Raw genomic sequence first — 18,242 nt, forward strand, 5'->3', positions numbered from 1 at the left:
TTGGACGCTTGTCTGCGCCCTCGTATTAATAATTAAATTTTAACAGGTGACAAGCCCTTCACGCGCATGGCAATGGCCCCGCGACGTGACCCCAGTGCTGTTTCCTGCGATCCCCAGAGTTCGGCCCCAGCCAAACCCGGCGTCATCTATACTCTGTGACCAAGAAATCTGCAATCGGAATCTCTCTTACATGCCCCGTATTCGCCGTTGGCTGGGCTGGATCCTGGCCGCGTTCGTGGTGCTCGCCCTGCTTGGCGCTATTGCTGCCGGCGGCCTGTATTACGCCATTTCCTCCAAGTTGCCGGACGTGCAGTCGCTCAAGCAGGTTGAGCTGCAGGAGCCGATGTACGTCTATTCCAGCGACGGCCGCCTGATGGCCGTCTATGGCGAGACCCGGCGCTACCCCATCCAGATGAAGGACGTGCCGCTGCGCCTGAAGCAGGCCTTCCTGGCGACGGAGGATGCGCGCTTCTACGAACACGGCGGCGTGGACTACAAGGGCATCGCCCGTGCGGTGTGGCTGCTGGCCAGCACCGATGCCAAGCGCGTGCCGGGTGGTTCGACCATCACCCAGCAGGTGGCACGGCAGTTCTTCCTCAGTTCCGAATACAGCTACACCCGCAAACTCGCCGAGATCCTGCTGGCGCGCAAGATCGAGAGTGAGCTGAGCAAGGACGAGATCTTCGAGCTGTATCTCAACAAGAGCTTCTTCGGCAATCGCGCCTATGGCGTCGGTGCTGCCGCCGAGTACTACTACGGCAAGAAGATGAGCGAGTTGAGCCTGGACGAGATGGCCTCGCTGGCCGGCATCCCCAAGTTCCCGTCCAGCGGCAACCCGATCAGCAATCCGGAACGCGCGCAGGAGCGCCGCGATTACTACGTGCTGCAACGCATGGCCGACCTGGGCTTTGTCAGCCAGGCCGAAGCCGACGCCGCCAAGGCGGTGCCGATGCACGCCAAGCCGCACGAGCCGCCGGTCGAGGTTTACGCCCCGTACGTGGCCGAGCTGGTGCGCCAGGAAATGATCGCCAAGTACGGCGGCGATGTGCTCAACAAGGGTTACCACGTCACCACCACCATCGATGCCACGCTGCAGACCGGCGCCGATGCGGCGGTTGCCGAAGGCCTGCGCCTGTACGACCACCGGCATGGCTGGCATGGGGTGGAGCAGCATTTCGATGTCGCCGCCGATGCGGATGCCACGGCACTGGCCAAGCATCTGTCGGGCGTGTTCACCCAGGGCGGCCTGCGCGCGGTGATCGTGGCACGCACCAATGCCGACGGCGGCGTGACCGTCGTGCAGAGCGACAAGACCGAGCTCACCTTGCCGGCCAGCGCCAGTCGCTGGACCAACAAGACGCCGGCCAAGCTGCTGACGCGCGGCGACCTGACCCGCATCCGCGCCGGCGAGAAGGATGGCGAGTGGATCATCGACCAGTTGCCGCGCGGCCAGGCCGCACTGGTGTCGCTGGATGCCAACAGCGGCGCGCTGCGCGCGCTGGTCGGCGGTTTCAGCTTCGCCGGCAACAAGTTCAACCGCGCCACCCAGGCGCGCCGCCAGCCGGGCTCCAGCTTCAAGCCGTTCGTGTATGCGGCCGCGTTCGAGAAAGGCTTCAACCCGGCCTCGATCGTGCTCGATGCGCCGGTGGTGTTCCGCGACCGCCGCGGCAAGACCTGGTCGCCGCAGAACGACGGCGGCGGCTTCCGCGGCCCGATGCGCTTGCGCGAGGCACTGGTGCAATCGCGCAACCTGGTCTCGGTCCGCTTGCTGGACGCGATCAGCGTCGATTTTGCGCGCAAGTACATCAGCCAGTTCGGCTTCCAGGAAGCCGAGCTGCCGCCCAACCTGTCGATGTCGCTGGGCACGGCCTCACTGACGCCGTTGTCGGTCGCGCGTGGCTATGCAGTGTTCGCCAACGGCGGCTCGCGGGTGGAGACCTGGATCGTGGACGAGGTCAAGGACCGCGACGGCAATGTCGTCTTCAAGGAAGTGCCGGCGGTGGCCTGCCGTACCTGCGCATTGCAGGGCGGCAATGTCGCGCCGGTGAGCCAGGTGGTGGACGGCTTCAACTTCGGCGCCCCCGCGCTGCCCAAGTCGATCGAGCCGACCCCGGCGACCCCGGCCACGCCGACGGAGACCGCCCCGGCAGCCACTGCCGAAACCAAGATCGCGCCGCGCGCCATCGATGAGCGTACCGCCTACCAGTTGGTCTCGATGATGCGCGACGTGGTCCAGCGCGGCACCGGCACCGCGGCCAAGGTGCTGGGGCGTGAGGACGTCGGCGGCAAGACCGGCTCGACCAACGATCACCGCGACGCCTGGTTCTCCGGCTTCGGCGGCCCCTACGCCACCACGGTGTGGGTGGGTCGCGACGACTTCCGTTCGCTCGGTTATCGCGAGTACGGCGGCAAGGCGGCACTGCCGATCTGGATCGACTACATGCGCGTGGCGCTGAAGGACAAGCCGATCGCCGCCAACGATCCGCCCGACGGCATGACCCAGGCCACCATCAATGGTGCGGTGGAATGGGTGAAGAACGAGGACCTGGATCGCCTGCAGGACTACGACTACGGCCTGCAGGAACAGCAGGACGAGAAGGCCTTCGATATCTTTTGAGGGCCGGGATTGGGGAATCGGGATTCGGGATTGGGGAATCGGAACGGCTTCGTCCGCTCGATTCCCCGATCGGGTCCGCGGAATCGACTGCCTTCAGTTCAGTAGAAGGCAACGGGTAATCACCGTTGCGTGATTGCCCTTGCAGGGAACACGGGGCATTCGCCACCTCTTCATGCCGCTGTTGTAGAGTCGAACCAGGTTCATTAGGGGAGCCCGGTCATGCATCACGCGCGCGAACACGCCGATACGCGAACCCGAGAACGTCGCCATCGCCTGGCGCACGAAGCGGCCCGGCTGATGGCCGAGGGTGGCATCCGCGATTTTCATCAGGCCAAGCTCAAGGCGGCCAGCCGGCTAGGCATCCACGACGACGCATCGCTGCCGCGCAACCGCGAGATCGAAGATGCGTTGCGCGAGCACCAGCGCCTGTTCGCCGGGCCTGCGCACGGGCTACGGCTGCGCCAACGTCGCGAAGCCGCATTGCGTGCGCTGGAGTTTCTTAGCCCGTTCCAGCCGCGCCTGACCGGCCCGGTGCTCGATGGCACGGCCGACGCCAATGCGCCGGTGCAGCTGCAGTTGCACAGCGACGATGCCGACGCCGTGCAGCGCTTCCTGGAGGAACACCGCATTCCGGCCGAATCGCGTACGCGCCGGCTGCGCCTGGACCGCGAGCGCACGGCCGAGTTCCCGGTCTGGCTGTTCAGTGCCGAGGAACTGAGCTTCGACCTGACCGTGCTGCCGTACGATGCCCTGCGCCAGGCACCGCTGTCGCAGCTGGACGAAAAACCGATGCAGCGCGCCTCGGCCGCCCAGTTGCGTCAGTTGTTGGCAGAAGAGGATGGTGGCCACACCCTGCCGCGCACGCGCTGAGCGCAGCGCGCCATGACGCGTGACCACTGACCACAACGCCAACCCGCAAAAGCAAACGCCCCGCAATGCGGGGCGTTCGTTCAAGCAGACAACCGCAGGCGCTTAGCGCTGGCCGGCGTCGGTGTAGTCGCGCTTGTCGTAGCCGGTGTAGATCTGGCGCGGACGGCCGATCTTCATTTCCGGGTCGACCTGCTGCTCCAGCCAATGCGACACCCAGCCGGCGGTGCGTGCGATGGCAAACATCACGGTGAACATTTCCACCGGGATGTTCAGCGCCTTGTAGATCAGGCCCGAGTAGAAGTCGACGTTCGGGTACAGCTTGCGCTGCACGAAGTAGTCGTCCTTCAGCGCGGCTTCTTCCAGCTTCAGCGCCACTTCCAGCAGCGGATCGTTGACGCCCAGTTCGCCCAGCACCTTGTGGGTCATCTCGCGGATGATCTTGGCGCGCGGGTCGAAGTTCTTGTAGACGCGGTGACCGAAGCCCATCAGACGGAACGAGGAGTTCTTGTCCTTGGCCTTGGCCACGGCCGACTCGACGTTGTCGGCGGTGCCGATCTCTTCCAGCATCTTCAGCACGGCTTCGTTGGCGCCACCATGTGCCGGGCCCCACAGCGCGGTGATGCCCGCTGCGACCGAGGCGTACGGGTTGGCACCGGTCGAACCGACCAGACGCACGGTCGAGGTCGAGGCGTTCTGCTCGTGATCGGCATGCAGGATGAACAGCAGATCCAGCGCCTTGGCCACCACCGGATTGATCTCCAGCGGCTCGCTCGGCACTTCGAACATCATGTGCAGGAAGCGGTCGACGTAGTTGAGGTTGTTGCGCGGGTAGCGGATCGGCCAGCCGATCGAATAGCGGTACGCGGCAGCAGCCAGGGTCGGCACCTTGGCGATCAGACGGATGGCGGCCTGGCGGCGCTGCTCCGGATCGTTGAGGTCCAGGGTGTCGTGGTAGAACGCCGACAGCGAGGCGACCGAACCGGCCAGCATGGCCATCGGGTGGGCGTCATGCCGGAAGCCACCGAGGAAGTTCTTCAGCGACTCGTGCATCATCGTGTGATGCGTGACTTCGTGGTCGAACTTCTTGAATTCGTCCGCGGTCGGCAGCTCGCCGTTCATCAGCAGGTACGAGACTTCGAGGAAGCTGGACTTCTCGGCCAACTGTTCGATCGGGTAGCCGCGATACAGCAACACGCCGTTGTCGCCATCGATGTAGGTGATGGCCGACTTGCAGCTGGCGGTGGCGGTAAAGCCCGAGTCGTAGGTGAACAGACCGGTTTCTTTGGTCAGCTTTGAAATATCGACGCAATCATTGCCAAGCGTGGGCTTGAGAACCGGCAGAACGACCGACTTGTCGCCGGCGTTGAGCGTGACCTGATCAAGATCGGACACTGTGTACGCTCCTTCAGTGGAAGGCGCCTGTCACCAAATGGGCAGGCACGTGATGGAAGTCCAGGGCATCGCCCCGGATCACGTCATTATCGCACAGCAACATTTTGGCCGTCGCTTGGACAGAAGTCGTAGACGCCCCGTCGAAGGCGTGAAAACGAAGTTGCCGCCGCCCAAAAAACAACGGCCGCGCAATGCGCGGCCGCTGCCGGTACAGCCCGTCCTGCAAGCTCAGCGCGCGTAGCGCTTCTGGAACTTGTCGATCCGGCCGCCGGTGTCGATCACCTTGTGCTTGCCGGTATAGAACGGGTGCGAGGCCGAGGAGATATCCACCTTGATCAGCGGGTATTCCTGGCCGTCTTCCCACTTCACGGTCTCTTTCGAGCTCATGGTGGAACGGGTCAGAATCTTGAAATCGGACGTCACGTCGTGGAAGACGACGTCGTTGTAGCTGGGATGAACGTTATCTTTCATGGACTTGGCGCCGGGCTGCCTGGATAAGCCGGGCATTATAGCGGCCTCCAGACGCCCGGCGCAAGATCGCCCTAGCCCGCCGCCAGCGCCGCCGCGACCAGGCCGAAGAATTGCGGGCGATCGTAGTCCAGCAGCAGGTTGGCATTGTCGGGGTTGCCATCCCGGCGCTCCCAGTCCACCAGGGTCATGCCGCGGGTGTGCGTACCGGTCAGCTCGATATGCACCGGCCGCTGCTCCAGCCGCTGCGCGCCCTCCGGATGCAGCGCGAACGCCATCGCCAGCGCGTCGGCGGCGTACCAGTGCTCGCCACGGCTGTCTTCGGACCACAGCCGGGTCTTGCGCGAAATCTCTTCGTAGAACCGTGCCTGCGCGGAGTCTGCCGCCAGCCATTGCTCGACATCGCGATGCAGCAGCCCGTGCGCGATGGTGGCTTCCCAGTCGGCCACGTCGAACTGCGGAAAACCGCGGAATACGATATGTGCCGCTTCCGGGTCGAAGCCGATATTGAATTCGGCCGCGGCGGTGATGTTGCCGTGCCCGGTCAGCGCCCCGCCCATCACCACCAGCCGCGCCACGCGCTGCGGCAGGGTCGGATCCAGCGTCAGGGCCAGGGCCAGATTGGTCAGCGGACCGAGCGCGACCAGCAGCAGCTCGCCGGCGTATTCGTGCGACAGGCGCAGGATGGCCAGCGCGGCGTGCTCGGTCTCGGCAGTGCGCTTGGCCGGCGCCAGGCCGACATCGCCGAAGCCGTCGATGCCATGCACATGCGCCGCGTCCACCGAGGGATGCAGCAGCGGCTGCGGGCAGCCCGCATAGACCGGCACATCGTCGCGCCCGGCAATCTCGCACACCTTCAAGGCGTTGCGCACGGTGTGCTCCAGGCCCACGTTGCCGGCGGCGATGGTCAGCCCAACGACCTCATGCCGGGTGTCGTTGAAGGCCATCAGCAAGGCCAGCGCGTCGTCCACGCCCGGGTCGGTGTCGATCAGCAGCGGTATCTTTTTGGTCATAGGATCGGAGATTGGTCATTCGGGATTCGTTGCCGCATCTTCGCAAGGATCGGCCGGTCACGCGAACCTACAGGCCGCAGCAGCCAGCTCTGACCAATCCCCAATCCCGAATCCCCAATCCCCGCCACTCAAGCCGCGGCATAACGCACCGCGCTGCCGATCCAGCGCGCGACCACGCGGTCGGCAATGTCCGGCGCTTCGGCCAGCAGCCGTTCGGCGAGCACCTGCACGCGCGGCAGCAGCCCGGCATCGCGGGTGAGATCGGCGATGCGGAAAGTGGCCAGGCCGGTCTGCCGCGTGCCCAGCAATTCGCCGGGACCACGCAGCTCCAGATCCTTTTCTGCGATCACGAAGCCGTCGTTGGTCTGGCGCATGGTTTCCAGGCGTTGCCGCGCCATCATCGACAACGGGGCCTGGTACAGCAGCACGCAGCTGGACGCGGCCGCGCCGCGACCGACCCGGCCGCGCAACTGGTGCAACTGCGCCAGACCCAGGCGCTCGGCATTCTCGATGATCATCAGCGAGGCATTGGGCACGTCCACGCCGACCTCGATCACCGTGGTGGCGACCAGCAGATCGGTAAGGCCCTGCTTGAAATCCAGCATCGCCTTCTGTTTTTCCGCCGCCTTCATGCGCCCGTGCACCAGCGCCACGCGCACGCCGGGCAATTGCGCGGACAGCGCTTCGAAGGTGGCCTCCGCCGCCTGGGCCTCGATCCTCGGCGGGCCACCGGGGGGCGCGCCCTTGCCGGGCTCTTCGCTTTCTTCGATCAAGGTGCAGACCCAATACGCCTGGCGCCCTTCGGCGCAAGCGGCGCGGATGCGCTCGACCAGGTCCGGCCGGCGCTCGGCACTGAGCACGATGGTCTGCACCGGCGTGCGCCCGGGCGGCAGCTCGTCGATGGCCGAGACATCCAGATCCGCATAGGTGGACATCGCCAGGGTACGCGGGATCGGCGTGGCGGTCATCACCAACTGATGCGGCACGCTGCCGGCGGCCGCACCCTTGTCGCGCAAGGCCAGGCGCTGATGCACGCCGAAGCGGTGCTGCTCGTCGATGATGGCCAGCGCCAGATCGTGGAAGACCACCGCGTCCTGCATCAGGGCGTGGGTACCGACCACCACCTGCGCCTGGCCGGAGGCCACCTCGGCCATCGCCGCAGCGCGTGCCTTGCCGGTGACCTTGCCGGCCAGCCAGACGATGCGCACGCCCAGCGGTTCCAACCAGCCACGCAGATTGGTCAGGTGCTGCTCGGCCAGCAGCTCGGTCGGCGCGGCCAGTGCGACCTGCTTGCCCTGCTCCACCGCCAGCATCGCCGCCAATGCGGCGACCACGGTCTTGCCGCTGCCGACATCGCCCTGCACCAGCCTAAGCATCGGCGACGGTTTTGCCAGATCGCGGGCAATCTGCGCGAACACGCGCTGCTGCGCACCGGTAAGCTGGAACGGCAACGCCGCGCGCAGTTGCCGCACCAGGGTGCCGTTGCCAGGCAGCAGCGGTGCGCGGAAGCGCTGCAAGGCGATGCGCTGGCGACGCAGGCTGAGCTGATGCGCCAGCAGCTCTTCGATCGCCAAACGCTGCTGGGCCGGATGCCCGCCTGCGAGCAGTTGCTGCGGGTCGGTGTTCACCGGCGGGCGATGCATGGTCAGCAGCGCGCTGCGCAGCGAGGGCAGTTGTTCGTCCTGCAGCCAATGCGGCGGCAGCAGTTCCAGCGCGGCCTCGGCCGGCAAGCGCTCCAGCGCCTGGCCGATGAGTTTGCGCAACGTGGCCGGGCCCACGCCTTCCAGCACCGGATAGACCGGATCCAGGCTGTCGCCCAGCCCGGCATCCTCGCCCGGTGCCAGCACGCGGTAACTGGGGTGCACGATTTCCCAGCCGTTCTGTCCCGGCTTGGGCGTGCCGAACACCCGCAGCCGCGTGCCCGGTGCGAACTGCGCGACCTGCGCCGCGCGGAAATGGAAGAAGCGCAGCACCACGCTGCCGTGCGACTCGTCCGAGACCGCCACCCGCAACACCGGCCGGTAACGGAAGCCGCGCTCCACCGCATCCACACGCCCTTCGATCTGCGCCGGCACGCCGCTCTGCAACTGCGCGATCGTGGTCAGCCGGGTGCGGTCTTCGTAGCGCAACGGCAGATGCAGCCACAGATCCTGTAGCGTCGAGATGCCGCGCGCAGCGAATTTCTCGGCCACCTTGGGGCCGACGCCGGGCAGGCTGGCAAGCGAGGCCTGGCCTGCAACGGCCAGGCGCGGGGTGAAGGTCGCTACGCGCGGCACGGCAGGGCGCTCGAGTCAGACGAGCTGGATCAGTCGAGCACCATCACCGCGTCGACCTCGAAGCCGGCACCCTTGGGCAGGCCGGAGACCTCGATGGTCGAACGCGCCGGGAACGGCGCCTGGAAATACTCCTGCATCACTGCGTTGACGGCGGCGAACTGACCGAGATCGGTGAGGTACAGGCCCAACCGCACGATCTTGTCGAGCGAGCCACCGGCGGCTTCGGCCACCGCCTTGAGGTTGTCGAACGCGCGACGTGCCTGCACGCCGACATCGCCCGGCACGATCTCGCCGGTGGCCGGGTCCAGCGGGATCTGCCCGGAGAAATACACCGTGTTGCCGGCACGCACGGCCTGCGAATACGGGCCAATGGCGGCAGGCGCCTGGTCGGTATGGATGATCTGGGACATGGCGACTCCATCAACACTGAAAACGAACGCGCATTGTATCGGCGCCTGCCATTGACGGGCGAATGGGGCGTGGGCGGTGACGGCGCGCAGGCGTTGGGCGCCGGCGTAGCGGCGTGTTGCCCGGTGGGCTGGGCATCTTGCAATGGGCTGGTGTCTGCCCGCGCGCGCGCGATGGCGTGGTGAGGCTGTGCGCGTGCGCCGCTGGAGGCCGCGCGACGGAGCACGAGGCTGCGCACGTCCCCTCATCCGCCCCGACGGGGCACCTTCTTCCGAAGGGAGAAGGGAACGGCGCGCCCCTCTTTTGCTGGACGCTAGCCCCTCTTCCGCTGGAAACGCTGGCCACTGTCCTGCGAAAGAGGGCTTGGGTGAAGGCCCGGGCGAAGCCACGCCAAATGCGTTGCACTGTGGTGCGGCAGCGCTGCGGCGCGCGATGCTCCTGGGGTGCGACCTGTGCCGCGGGGTCGTCACGACGCACGGGGGCGGTCACGACACCGAGAGACGTGCAGCGCCGCATCATTGCTACCGACTCGGGAACATCGCCTCCTGCGCGGCGGCGCAACAGTCGGCCTGAGCGCTGCGCCACCCAGCGGCCCGCCACTGCGGAAAACCGGCAGGGCTAGGTGATCGGCGCCGGATTGAACAAGGCCAGATCGTTGTTCAGGCGGTGGTGCTCTGTCCAGGTGCGCTGGCCGCTGGCCACGTCCAGATAGCGCCGGAACAACTCCCAGCCCAATTGCTCCAGCGTCTTGTCGCCGGTCGCCACGCCGCCGGCATCGATGTCCATCAGGTCGGACCAGCGCTGCGCCAATTCGCTGCGGGTAGCCACCTTGATCACCGGCACCATGCCCAGGCCGTAGGGCGTTCCGCGCCCGGTGGTGAATACGTGCAGGTTCATGCCCGCCGCAACCTGCAAGGTGCCGCAGACGAAATCGCTGGCCGGGGTGGCGCAATACTGCAGCCCGCGCCCCTTGACCCGCTCGCCAGGCGGCACCACGCCGTTGATCGCCGAGGAGCCGGACTTGGCGATCGAGCCCATCGCCTTCTCCACGATGTTGGCCAGCCCGCCCTTCTTGTTGCCCGGGGTGGTGTTGGCACTGCGGTCGGCCTGGCCGCGTGCCAGGTAGGCGTCGTACCAGGCCATTTCGCGTACCAGCGCCCTGGCGACATCGGCATTGGCCGCGCGCGGCACCAGCAGATGGATGCCATCGCGCACCTCGGTGTTTTCCGAAAACATCACCGTGGCACCGGCGCGTACCAGCAGGTCCGCCGCCACGCCCAGGCCCGGGTTGGCGGTCACGCCGGAAAACGCATCGCTGCCGCCGCACTGCATGCCTACCACCAGTTCGCTGGCCGGCACGGTTTCGCGCCGACGCAGGTCCAGATGGCGCAGGCGTTCTTCGGCCATGGCCATGATCGAACCGACCATGTCGGCAAAGCCCAGGCTGGCTTCCTGCAGACGGTAGACGCCGCTGTCGTCGGCGCTGGCATCGTCCGGCAGCAGGCGCTCGGGCGCGAGTTTCTCGCAGCCCAGGCCCACGATCAGCGCCTGCCCGCCGAAGTTGGGGCTGCGCGCGATATTGCGCAGCGTGCGGATGGGGATGATGGCCTCCGGCGCGGTGATTGCCACGCCGCAACCATAGACGTGATTGATCGCCACCACATCGTCGACATTGGGATACTTGGGCAGCAGCTCGGTGCGGATGCGCTCCACCGCGTGGCCGAGCACGCCCACCACGCACTGCACGCTGGTCATGATGCCCAGGATGTTGCGCGTGCCGACACTGCCATCCCGGTTGCGATACCCCTGGAAGGTGTAGCCATCCAAGGGCGCGGGTGCGGGTGCCGGCTGCAGCGACAGATCCAGCGCGGCCAGATCGGGCGCTTCGGGCATCGCCAGCAATTGCTCGCTCACCCAGGCCCCGCGTGCGATGTCGGCATTGGCAGTGCCGATCACCGCGCCCAGGCGGATCACCGGCGCGCCGGCGGCCAGGTCGCGTAGCGCCATCTTGTGCCCCTGCGGAATGTGTTCGACGGCGGTGAGCCCATCCGGAAAGGTGGCGCCGGCCGGCGCGCCGTCATCGTTGACGACGATGGCGACGTTGTCGCGCGCATGGGCGCGGATGCTGACCCAACGGGTGGGTTGCTGGGTTGCGGACATCGTGGGGCTACCTTGCAGGCGTGGGGTGGAGTGCATTACCGGTCGGGGCTGTCGAACTGACGGCGGTACTGCAGGATCAAGCGGTTTTCATCGACATTGCGCTGGTAATTGGAGCGGAAGGTGCCGTTGAACCAGATGACGCTCAAGTGCTTGAAGCGCTCGCTCTGGAATTGATAGGTGGTCAAGACATCGCGGGCCCACTCGCGGCCTTGGCCGGCATAGGTGGCCGGCTGCGCATGGTCGCCATTGATGTAGCGCGCCATGACGCTGAGACCGGGGATGCCGATGCTCTTGCCATCGATGCTGTAACGCAGCTGCCAGCTGCGCTCGCCGCGTTCGAGAAAGTCGTTGATGAAGGTCCAGTTGAAGACATTGCCGTCGGTGCCGCCCGGCCAGGGCATGGCGCTGGGGCCGGACAGGCGTTGATAGCCGGCGCCGAATTCGTGCCCGCCCGTGCGCCAGGACAGCATGCTGCTGAACATGCGGTTGTCGATCGGCCCGGCACGCGACTGGCCGATGTCATCGGTACGGAAATACCGCAGATCCACACGCAGCTGGTCCTTGCCGAAGGTGTGCGTCTGGATCAGGTTATAGAGCTGCTGCCGGTAGATGTCTTCCATCACCGCGCCCTGATAGCGCAGTTGCGTGCCGGGCACGACGCTGTAGGTTGCCGAGAGCAGATTCAACGCATCCGAATCCGGCGTGCCCAGAAAACGGCGATTTTTGTTGGTCAAGGTGATGGGGACGCGCGAATCGCCATCGCGATACCAGGCGCTGGTGAAGCGCGCGAGCAGCAGATCGAGCTTTGGCACGTCCTTGGATTCCAGCGTCACGCCCTGGAATGTTTCCGGCATGATGCGGGTGATGCTGGCGCGCACCAGCGGCTCGTTGGGAATGAAGCTGCCCCACTTCACTTCGGTTTGCGAGGCGCGCAGTTTGAGCGTGGGTGCCACCCGCGTCAGCGCATGTTGCGCAGTACCGTCGTCGTTGCTGGGCAGCAGGCCGGTGCCGCCTTCGGCGCGCACGCCATCGAGCTTGAAATCGCCGATACCCAGCAGATCCAGGCCCGCGCCGACCGGCCCGCGGGTATAGCCGCTACGGGCATCGACCACAAACCCCTGCGCCCACTCGGCACGCTTGCCCTGCCCTTCGCCGCTGCGGAAATCGCGGTTGTAGTAGAAGTTGAGTGCGGTGACTTCGGCCGTTGCGCCATTCCAGAACCCCTCATCGGGTTGTTGCGCACGCGCACGCCCGGCCGCGCCGACCGCCAGCAGCGCAGCGCCGCTGATCGCCATCATGCTTTTCATTACTCGGTTCTCCACCTGCGGTGAACTGGCGGCCGTACGCTGCTGCCGGCGCTCCGGCGGCAGGCATCGGGGCGCTTCAGCGCACCAGACAGGGCCGCTTGTTGTCGAAGGTCCAATTGGGGATCAGCGCCTGCATGGCGGCGGCATCGTCGCGCGCGCCCAGGCTCAGGCTTTGATAGGTGCGATGCGCGGCCTCCAGCGCGTCCATGTCCAGCTCCACACCCAGGCCCGGCTTTGCCGGCACCTGGATCTGGCCGCCGACGATCTGCAATGGGTCGTGGGTCAGGCGTTGGCCGTCCTGCCAGATCCAGTGCGTATCGATCGCGGTCACCCGCCCAGGCGCTGCGGCGGCGACATGGGTGAACATCGCCAGCGAAATATCGAAATGGTTGTTGGAATGCGAGCCCCAGGTCAGGCCCCAGTCGCGGCACAGTTGCGCCACTCGTACCGAGCCCTGCAACGTCCAGAAATGCGGGTCGGCCAGCGGGATATCCACCGACTGCAACTGGATGGCGTGGCCCATCTGCCGCCAGTCGGTGGCGATCATGTTGGTGGCGGTCGGCAAGCCGGTGGCGCGACGGAATTCGGCCATGATCTCGCGCCCGGAATACCCATCCTGCGCACCGCACGGATCTTCGGCGTAGGCCATCACGCCGTGCATGCCGCGGCACAGGGCGATGGCCTGATCCAGCGACCACGCGCCATTGGGATCGAGGGTGATGCGCGCCTGCGGAAACCGCGCGTGCAACGCGACAATGGCGTCGATTTCGTCTTCGCCGCGCAGCACGCCGCCCTTGAGCTTGAAATCGCGGAAGCCGTATTTCTCGTAGGCCGCTTCGGCCAGGCGCACCACCGATGCCGGCGTCAAGGCCTCCTGGTCCCGCACAGCCTCCCAGTCATCGCGGGCACCGCTGCCGTCGCGATAGTCGAACGCAGTCTTCCGCCGGTCGCCGATGAAAAACAGATAGCCCAGCACATCCACGGCGCTGCGTTGCTGGCCTTCACCGAGCAAGGCAGCGACAGGCTGGTCGAGGAATTGCCCGAGCAGATCCAGCAACGCCGACTCGATGGCCGTCACCGCATGGATGGTGATACGCAGATCGAAGGTCTGCAGGCCACGGCCGGCGCTGTCGCGGTCGGCAAAGGCGGTGCGCACCTGATTGAGGATGCGCTGATACTCGGCGATGGAGCGGTCGCGAATGAGCGGCGCTGCTTCCTGCAGCAAGCCGGCGATGGCCGCGCCACCAGGCACTTCGCCCACGCCGGTGCGTCCGGACGAATCGCGCAGCACCAGCACATTGCGGGTGAAGTACGGCGCGTGTGCGCCACTGAGGTTGAGCAGCATGCTGTCCTGCCCGGCGACGGGCACCACGCGGATGTCGGTGATGCGCGGCGTGGCGCCGATGCTTGCAGGTGCGGTGTGGATAGTCATCGAAAGTCTCCCAGGACGGTCACAGCGTTGCGGGCACGGGCATGGACGGGCCGCCGGGCGGCGCCTTGAGTTCCACGCGCTTGATTTCGCCCACCACCACCAGATAGGACACCACCGCCAGCAAGGCATTGAGCCCGACGAAGACCAGCGCCCACTCGAAGGTGCCGGTGGTGGAGACGATGTAGCCGATGACGATCGGCGTGGTGATGCCGGCGATATTGCCGAAGGTATTGAACAGGCCACCGGACAGGCCGGCGATTTCCTTGGGCGAGGTGTCGGCCACCACCGCCCAGCCGAGTGCGCCGATGCCCTTGCCGAAGAAGGCCAGCGCCATCAGCCCGACCACCATCCATTCGGCCTGCACATAGTTGCAGCCGATCATCGTCACCGACATCAACATGCCGACAACGATCGGCGTCTTGCGCGCGACGGTGAGCGAGTAGCCGCGCCGCACCATACGGTCGGACACATAGCCACCCAGCACGCCACCGATGAAACCGCACACCGCCGGCAACGAGGCCACAAATCCGGCTTCCAGGATCGACATGCCGCGCTCCTTGACCAGATACACCGGAAACCAGGTCAGGAAGAAATACGTCAGCGTGGTGATGCAGTACTGGCCGATGTACACGCCCAGCAACATGCGGTTGCACAACAACTGCTTGGCGTAATGCCATTGCGTGCCCTTGGGCTGGCGGCCGGGCTTGTTGCCCTGCTCCATGTCCACCAGCGCGCCGTTGCGCTGGATGTAGTCCAGTTCCTGCGCGCTCAGGCGCGGATGTTCGCGCGGGGCATAGATGGTCTTGCGCCACACCAGCGCCAGCAACACGCCAGCCGCGCCCATCACCAGAAACACATGCTCCCAGCCCCAGGCATGCACCAGCCAGCCCATCAACGGCGCGAACGCCACCGTGGCGAAGTACTGCGCGGAATTGAAGATCGACGCAGCCAGACCGCGCTCTGCAGTGGGAAACCAGGCCGCCACGATGCGGCTATTGCCCGGGAACGACGGCGCTTCGGCGATGCCGACCAGAAAGCGCAGCACGAACAGCGTGGTGACCGCCCAGGTCACCGGCACCCAGTCGATAAAGCCCTGCAAGGCGGTGAACAGCGACCAGATCAGCAGCGACAGGCCGTACACGCGCCGCGAGCCAAAGCGATCGAGCAACCAGCCGCCGGGAATCTGCCCGGCCACATATGCCCAACCGAACGCAGAAAAAATGAAGCCCATCTGCAGCGCGTCGATGCCCAGCGCATCCTGGACCGCGGAACCGGCGATGGACAAGGTGGCGCGATCGGCATAGTTGATCGTGGTGACCACGAACAGCATCAGCAAGATCAGGTAGCGCCTGCGCGGAACCGTCGTTGAACCGACCGTTTTTGAATCGATAGCCATCATCGTTCCTCACCTATGACGATGGAAGCGCACTGCGCTTCGGTACTCCACGTTGCGCCTGCGGATGGCGTACCGGACCCTCCTCCGGCACGCCTCAGGCATCGTTGCTGCGGCAGCCGTCAGTCGTGTCCCAGCGCGCCATCGACGCGTCGCCATAGCCCGAGCGGGTTGTCGTGCGCGACGGCGGCAGGCAACAGCGCAGCCGGCAGATCCTGGTAGCAGACCGGGCGCAGGAAGCGATCGATCGCCAGCGTGCCGACCGAGGTGCTGCGGCTGTCGGAGGTGGCCGGGAACGGGCCGCCGTGCACCATCGCGTGGCAGACCTCCACACCGGTGGGCCAGTCGTTGACCAGGATGCGTCCGGCCTTGCGCTCCAGCACCGGCAGCAATGCGGCGGCCAGTTCGGTATCGCCCACCTCCATGTGCAAGGTGGCGGTGAGCTGGCCTTCCAGGTGCTCGCTCAGCGCACGCAGCTGTTCGATGTCCCTGCAACGCACCAGCAGCGACGAGGCGCCGAAGACTTCGGCCTGCAGCGCTTCATCGGCCAGGAAGGCATCGGCGTCGGTGCCGAACAACGCCGCCGGACAGCGCCCGGCGTCCGCCGCAGCGCCGCGTGCCAGCGTGCTGACCTGCGGGTGCGCGGCCAGACGCTGCACGCCTTGCGCGTAGGCCTGGCCAATGCCTGCGGTGAGCATCGCTGCCGGCGACACGGCCTGCAGCGTTTGCGTTGCGGATGCGACAAATGCATCCAGCGCCGGCGAATCGATCGCCAGCAGCAAGCCGGGATTGGTGCAGAACTGCCCGCTGCCCAGGGTCAGCGAGCCGACGAACGCTTTGCCCAGATCCGATGCGCGCGCCTGCAGCGCCTGCGGCAACAGATACACCGGATTGATCGCGCTCATCTCCGCATACACCGGAATCGGCTCGCGGCGTGCGGCGGCAATCTTGACCAGCGCCATGCCGCCGGCCCGCGAGCCGGTGAAACCCACCGCCTTGATGCGCGCGTCGGCGACCAGTCGTGCACCGATCTCGATGCCGGCGTCGAACAGCAGTGAGAACACGCCCTCGGGCAGGCCGCATTGCGCCACCGCCGCCTGGATCGCACGGCCCACCAATTCCGAAGTCCCCGGATGCGCGCTGTGCGCCTTGACCACCACCGGGCAGCCGGCCGCCAGTGCCGAGGCGGTATCGCCACCGGCCACCGAGAATGCCAGCGGGAAATTACTGGCACCGAACACCGCCACCGGCCCCAGCGCGATATGCCGCTGCCGCAGATCCGCACGCGGCAATGGCGTGCGTTGCGGCAGCGCCGGGTCGATCCGCGCCTGCAGCCAGCTTCCTTCGCGCACCACGTTGGCGAACAGGCGCAGCTGCCCCACCGTGCGCCCCCGCTCGCCTTCCAGGCGCGGGCGCGGCAGGCCGCTTTCGTGCATGGCGCGTTCGATCAAGGCATCGCCCAGTGCCAGGATCTGCTCGGCGATGGTTTCCAGGAAGACTGCGCGCGCGTCCAGCGTCGTTTCGCGGTAACGATCGAACGCCGCCCGCGCCAACGCACAGGCCTGTTCCAGATCCTGTGCGCTCACCGAGCCGAATGCCGGCTGCAATGCCGCACCGCTGGCCGCATCCAGCGCATGAAATTCCTCCCCTGCGCCGCGCACGTCGCGCTGCCCGATCAGCGATTGGCCCGTGATGCTGTGCATCAGCGGCGTCCTCCAATCAGTTGCTTGAGCTGGGCGAATTCGTCCTCGTTGAGGTCGGCCAGCGGCGTGCGGACCGGACCGGCCGGGCGGCCGACCGCGCGCATGCCGGCCTTGACGATCGACACCGCATAACCGGCGCGGCGATTGCGCAGCACGGTGTACGGCAACACGAAGTCATTGAGCTCGCGGTAGATGGTGACGTGGTCGCGCGCACGCACCGCTGCATAAAACGTCAGCGCCCACTCGGGCAGGAAATTGAAGATGGCCGACGAATACGTGGTCACGCCCATTTCCAGATACGGCAGCGCGAAGGTTTCGGCGGTGGGCAGTCCGCCCACGTAGAGCAATCGGTCGCCAAGGCGTGCGTAGATGCGGGTCATGCGATCCACATCGCCGATGCCGTCCTTGTAGCCCACCAGGTTGGGGCAACGCTCGGCCACCCGCGCCAGCGTCACGTCGTCGAGCTTGGCGTTGGCGCGGCCGTAGACGATCACGCCCAGCCTGGTCGCCTTGCAGACGCGCTCGACATGGTCGGCCACGCCATCGGCATCGCACTCGGTGAGGTACGGCGGAAACAGCAGGATGCCGTCGGCAGCATTGCGCTCGGCAGCCTGCGCCATCTCCATGGCGATCGCGGTGCCGTAACCGGCCGGTGCGATGACCGGCATGCGGCCGGCGGTCTGGGTCACCGCTGCTCGCACGGCGCGATTCACTTCATCCAGCGTCAGCGAAAACAGCTCACCAGTGCCGCCGGCGGCAAACAGCCCCGCAGCCGGGTGCGAGGACAGCCAGTCCAGATTGCTGCGGTAGGCGGGTTCGTCAAAGGCCAGGTCGGCATCGAAATGGGTCACCGGAAACGACAACAGCCCGGCGCCAAGTGCTTGGGCCATTTCGGAAGGGGTGTATCTGCTGCTCATCGGACAAACGCTCCTGGGCGGGGGATGCGGTTGATCCTAGAAACGCAGATCGTTGCCGGTCCAAACCAAAGGACGTATTGTTTGATACACAAGTTGAATCAATAGCATCATCAATCGATGTAGTGCGCCGCAAATGGCTGCTTTGCAACGCTTTTTCGACAGTACGTAATTATGGCCGGCTGCGCCCGCCAACGTGGTCGTTGGCGTGGCAGCGCCTATTCATCGGCGCTGGCGGCGGAAGGATGTTGCGGGTGCAGCATCAATTCACCTGTTTTGCCATGCGAGG

At 66.1% G+C, this 18,242-nt stretch carries 13 protein-coding genes; 2 read left to right on the forward strand and 11 right to left on the reverse strand.

What is annotated here, in order from left to right; all coding sequences use genetic code 11:
* Nucleotides 1-190: 190 nt before the first annotated feature.
* Nucleotides 191-2,617: a penicillin-binding protein 1A gene (locus tag AC1PLS_RS16285; RefSeq protein WP_166770368.1), complete on the forward strand. Its 2,427-nt coding sequence runs from the start codon at nucleotides 191-193 to the stop codon at nucleotides 2,615-2,617.
* Nucleotides 2,618-2,836: 219 nt separating this feature from the next.
* On the forward strand, nucleotides 2,837-3,487 hold the full coding sequence (locus tag AC1PLS_RS16290; RefSeq protein ID WP_166770367.1) for a hypothetical protein: 651 nt from the start codon (nucleotides 2,837-2,839) through the stop codon (nucleotides 3,485-3,487).
* A 102-nt stretch (nucleotides 3,488-3,589) separates the two neighbouring features.
* Here AC1PLS_RS16290 and AC1PLS_RS16295 read toward each other — a convergent pair whose 3' ends face one another.
* From AC1PLS_RS16295 to kdgD, 11 genes are all read right to left on the reverse strand, one after another.
* Nucleotides 3,590-4,879: a citrate synthase gene (locus tag AC1PLS_RS16295; RefSeq protein ID WP_024938127.1), complete on the reverse strand. Its 1,290-nt coding sequence runs from the start codon at nucleotides 4,877-4,879 to the stop codon at nucleotides 3,590-3,592.
* Between the two features lie 228 nt (nucleotides 4,880-5,107).
* Complete coding sequence (locus AC1PLS_RS16300) at nucleotides 5,108-5,350, reverse strand: type B 50S ribosomal protein L31 (RefSeq protein WP_024938126.1); 243 nt, start codon at nucleotides 5,348-5,350, stop codon at nucleotides 5,108-5,110.
* Nucleotides 5,351-5,421: 71 nt separating this feature from the next.
* Nucleotides 5,422-6,360: a nucleoside hydrolase gene (locus AC1PLS_RS16305; RefSeq protein WP_104555325.1), complete on the reverse strand. Its 939-nt coding sequence runs from the start codon at nucleotides 6,358-6,360 to the stop codon at nucleotides 5,422-5,424.
* A 128-nt stretch (nucleotides 6,361-6,488) separates the two neighbouring features.
* Nucleotides 6,489-8,636, reverse strand: coding sequence for an ATP-dependent DNA helicase RecG (recG, locus tag AC1PLS_RS16310; protein WP_184433620.1), 2,148 nt, complete (start codon nucleotides 8,634-8,636; stop codon nucleotides 6,489-6,491).
* A gap of 29 nt (nucleotides 8,637-8,665) precedes the next feature.
* Nucleotides 8,666-9,046 (reverse strand): RidA family protein, encoded by a 381-nt coding sequence (locus tag AC1PLS_RS16315; RefSeq protein ID WP_024938123.1) that lies wholly within the window; start codon nucleotides 9,044-9,046, stop codon nucleotides 8,666-8,668.
* Between the two features lie 616 nt (nucleotides 9,047-9,662).
* The gene (gene garD / locus AC1PLS_RS16320; RefSeq protein ID WP_184433618.1) at nucleotides 9,663-11,204 is read right to left on the reverse strand and encodes a galactarate dehydratase; all 1,542 of its coding nucleotides are present in this window, start codon (nucleotides 11,202-11,204) and stop codon (nucleotides 9,663-9,665) included.
* A 35-nt stretch (nucleotides 11,205-11,239) separates the two neighbouring features.
* On the reverse strand, nucleotides 11,240-12,511 hold the full coding sequence (locus AC1PLS_RS16325; protein WP_184433616.1) for an OprD family porin: 1,272 nt from the start codon (nucleotides 12,509-12,511) through the stop codon (nucleotides 11,240-11,242).
* A 76-nt stretch (nucleotides 12,512-12,587) separates the two neighbouring features.
* The gene (gene gudD / locus AC1PLS_RS16330) at nucleotides 12,588-13,943 is read right to left on the reverse strand and encodes a glucarate dehydratase (protein ID WP_081008578.1); all 1,356 of its coding nucleotides are present in this window, start codon (nucleotides 13,941-13,943) and stop codon (nucleotides 12,588-12,590) included.
* 19 nt (nucleotides 13,944-13,962) lie between these two features.
* On the reverse strand, nucleotides 13,963-15,342 hold the full coding sequence (locus AC1PLS_RS16335; protein WP_046344127.1) for an MFS transporter: 1,380 nt from the start codon (nucleotides 15,340-15,342) through the stop codon (nucleotides 13,963-13,965).
* A 116-nt stretch (nucleotides 15,343-15,458) separates the two neighbouring features.
* Nucleotides 15,459-17,039, reverse strand: coding sequence for an aldehyde dehydrogenase (NADP(+)) (locus AC1PLS_RS16340; protein ID WP_046344128.1), 1,581 nt, complete (start codon nucleotides 17,037-17,039; stop codon nucleotides 15,459-15,461).
* Entirely contained in the window at nucleotides 17,039-17,956 is a 918-nt protein-coding gene (kdgD, locus tag AC1PLS_RS16345; protein WP_046344130.1) for a 5-dehydro-4-deoxyglucarate dehydratase, read from the reverse strand. Before kdgD ends, AC1PLS_RS16340 begins: the two co-directional genes overlap by 1 nt.
* Between the last annotated feature and the right edge of the window lie 286 nt (nucleotides 17,957-18,242).

This window comes from Xanthomonas sp. NCPPB 3218 (assembly GCF_056725185.1).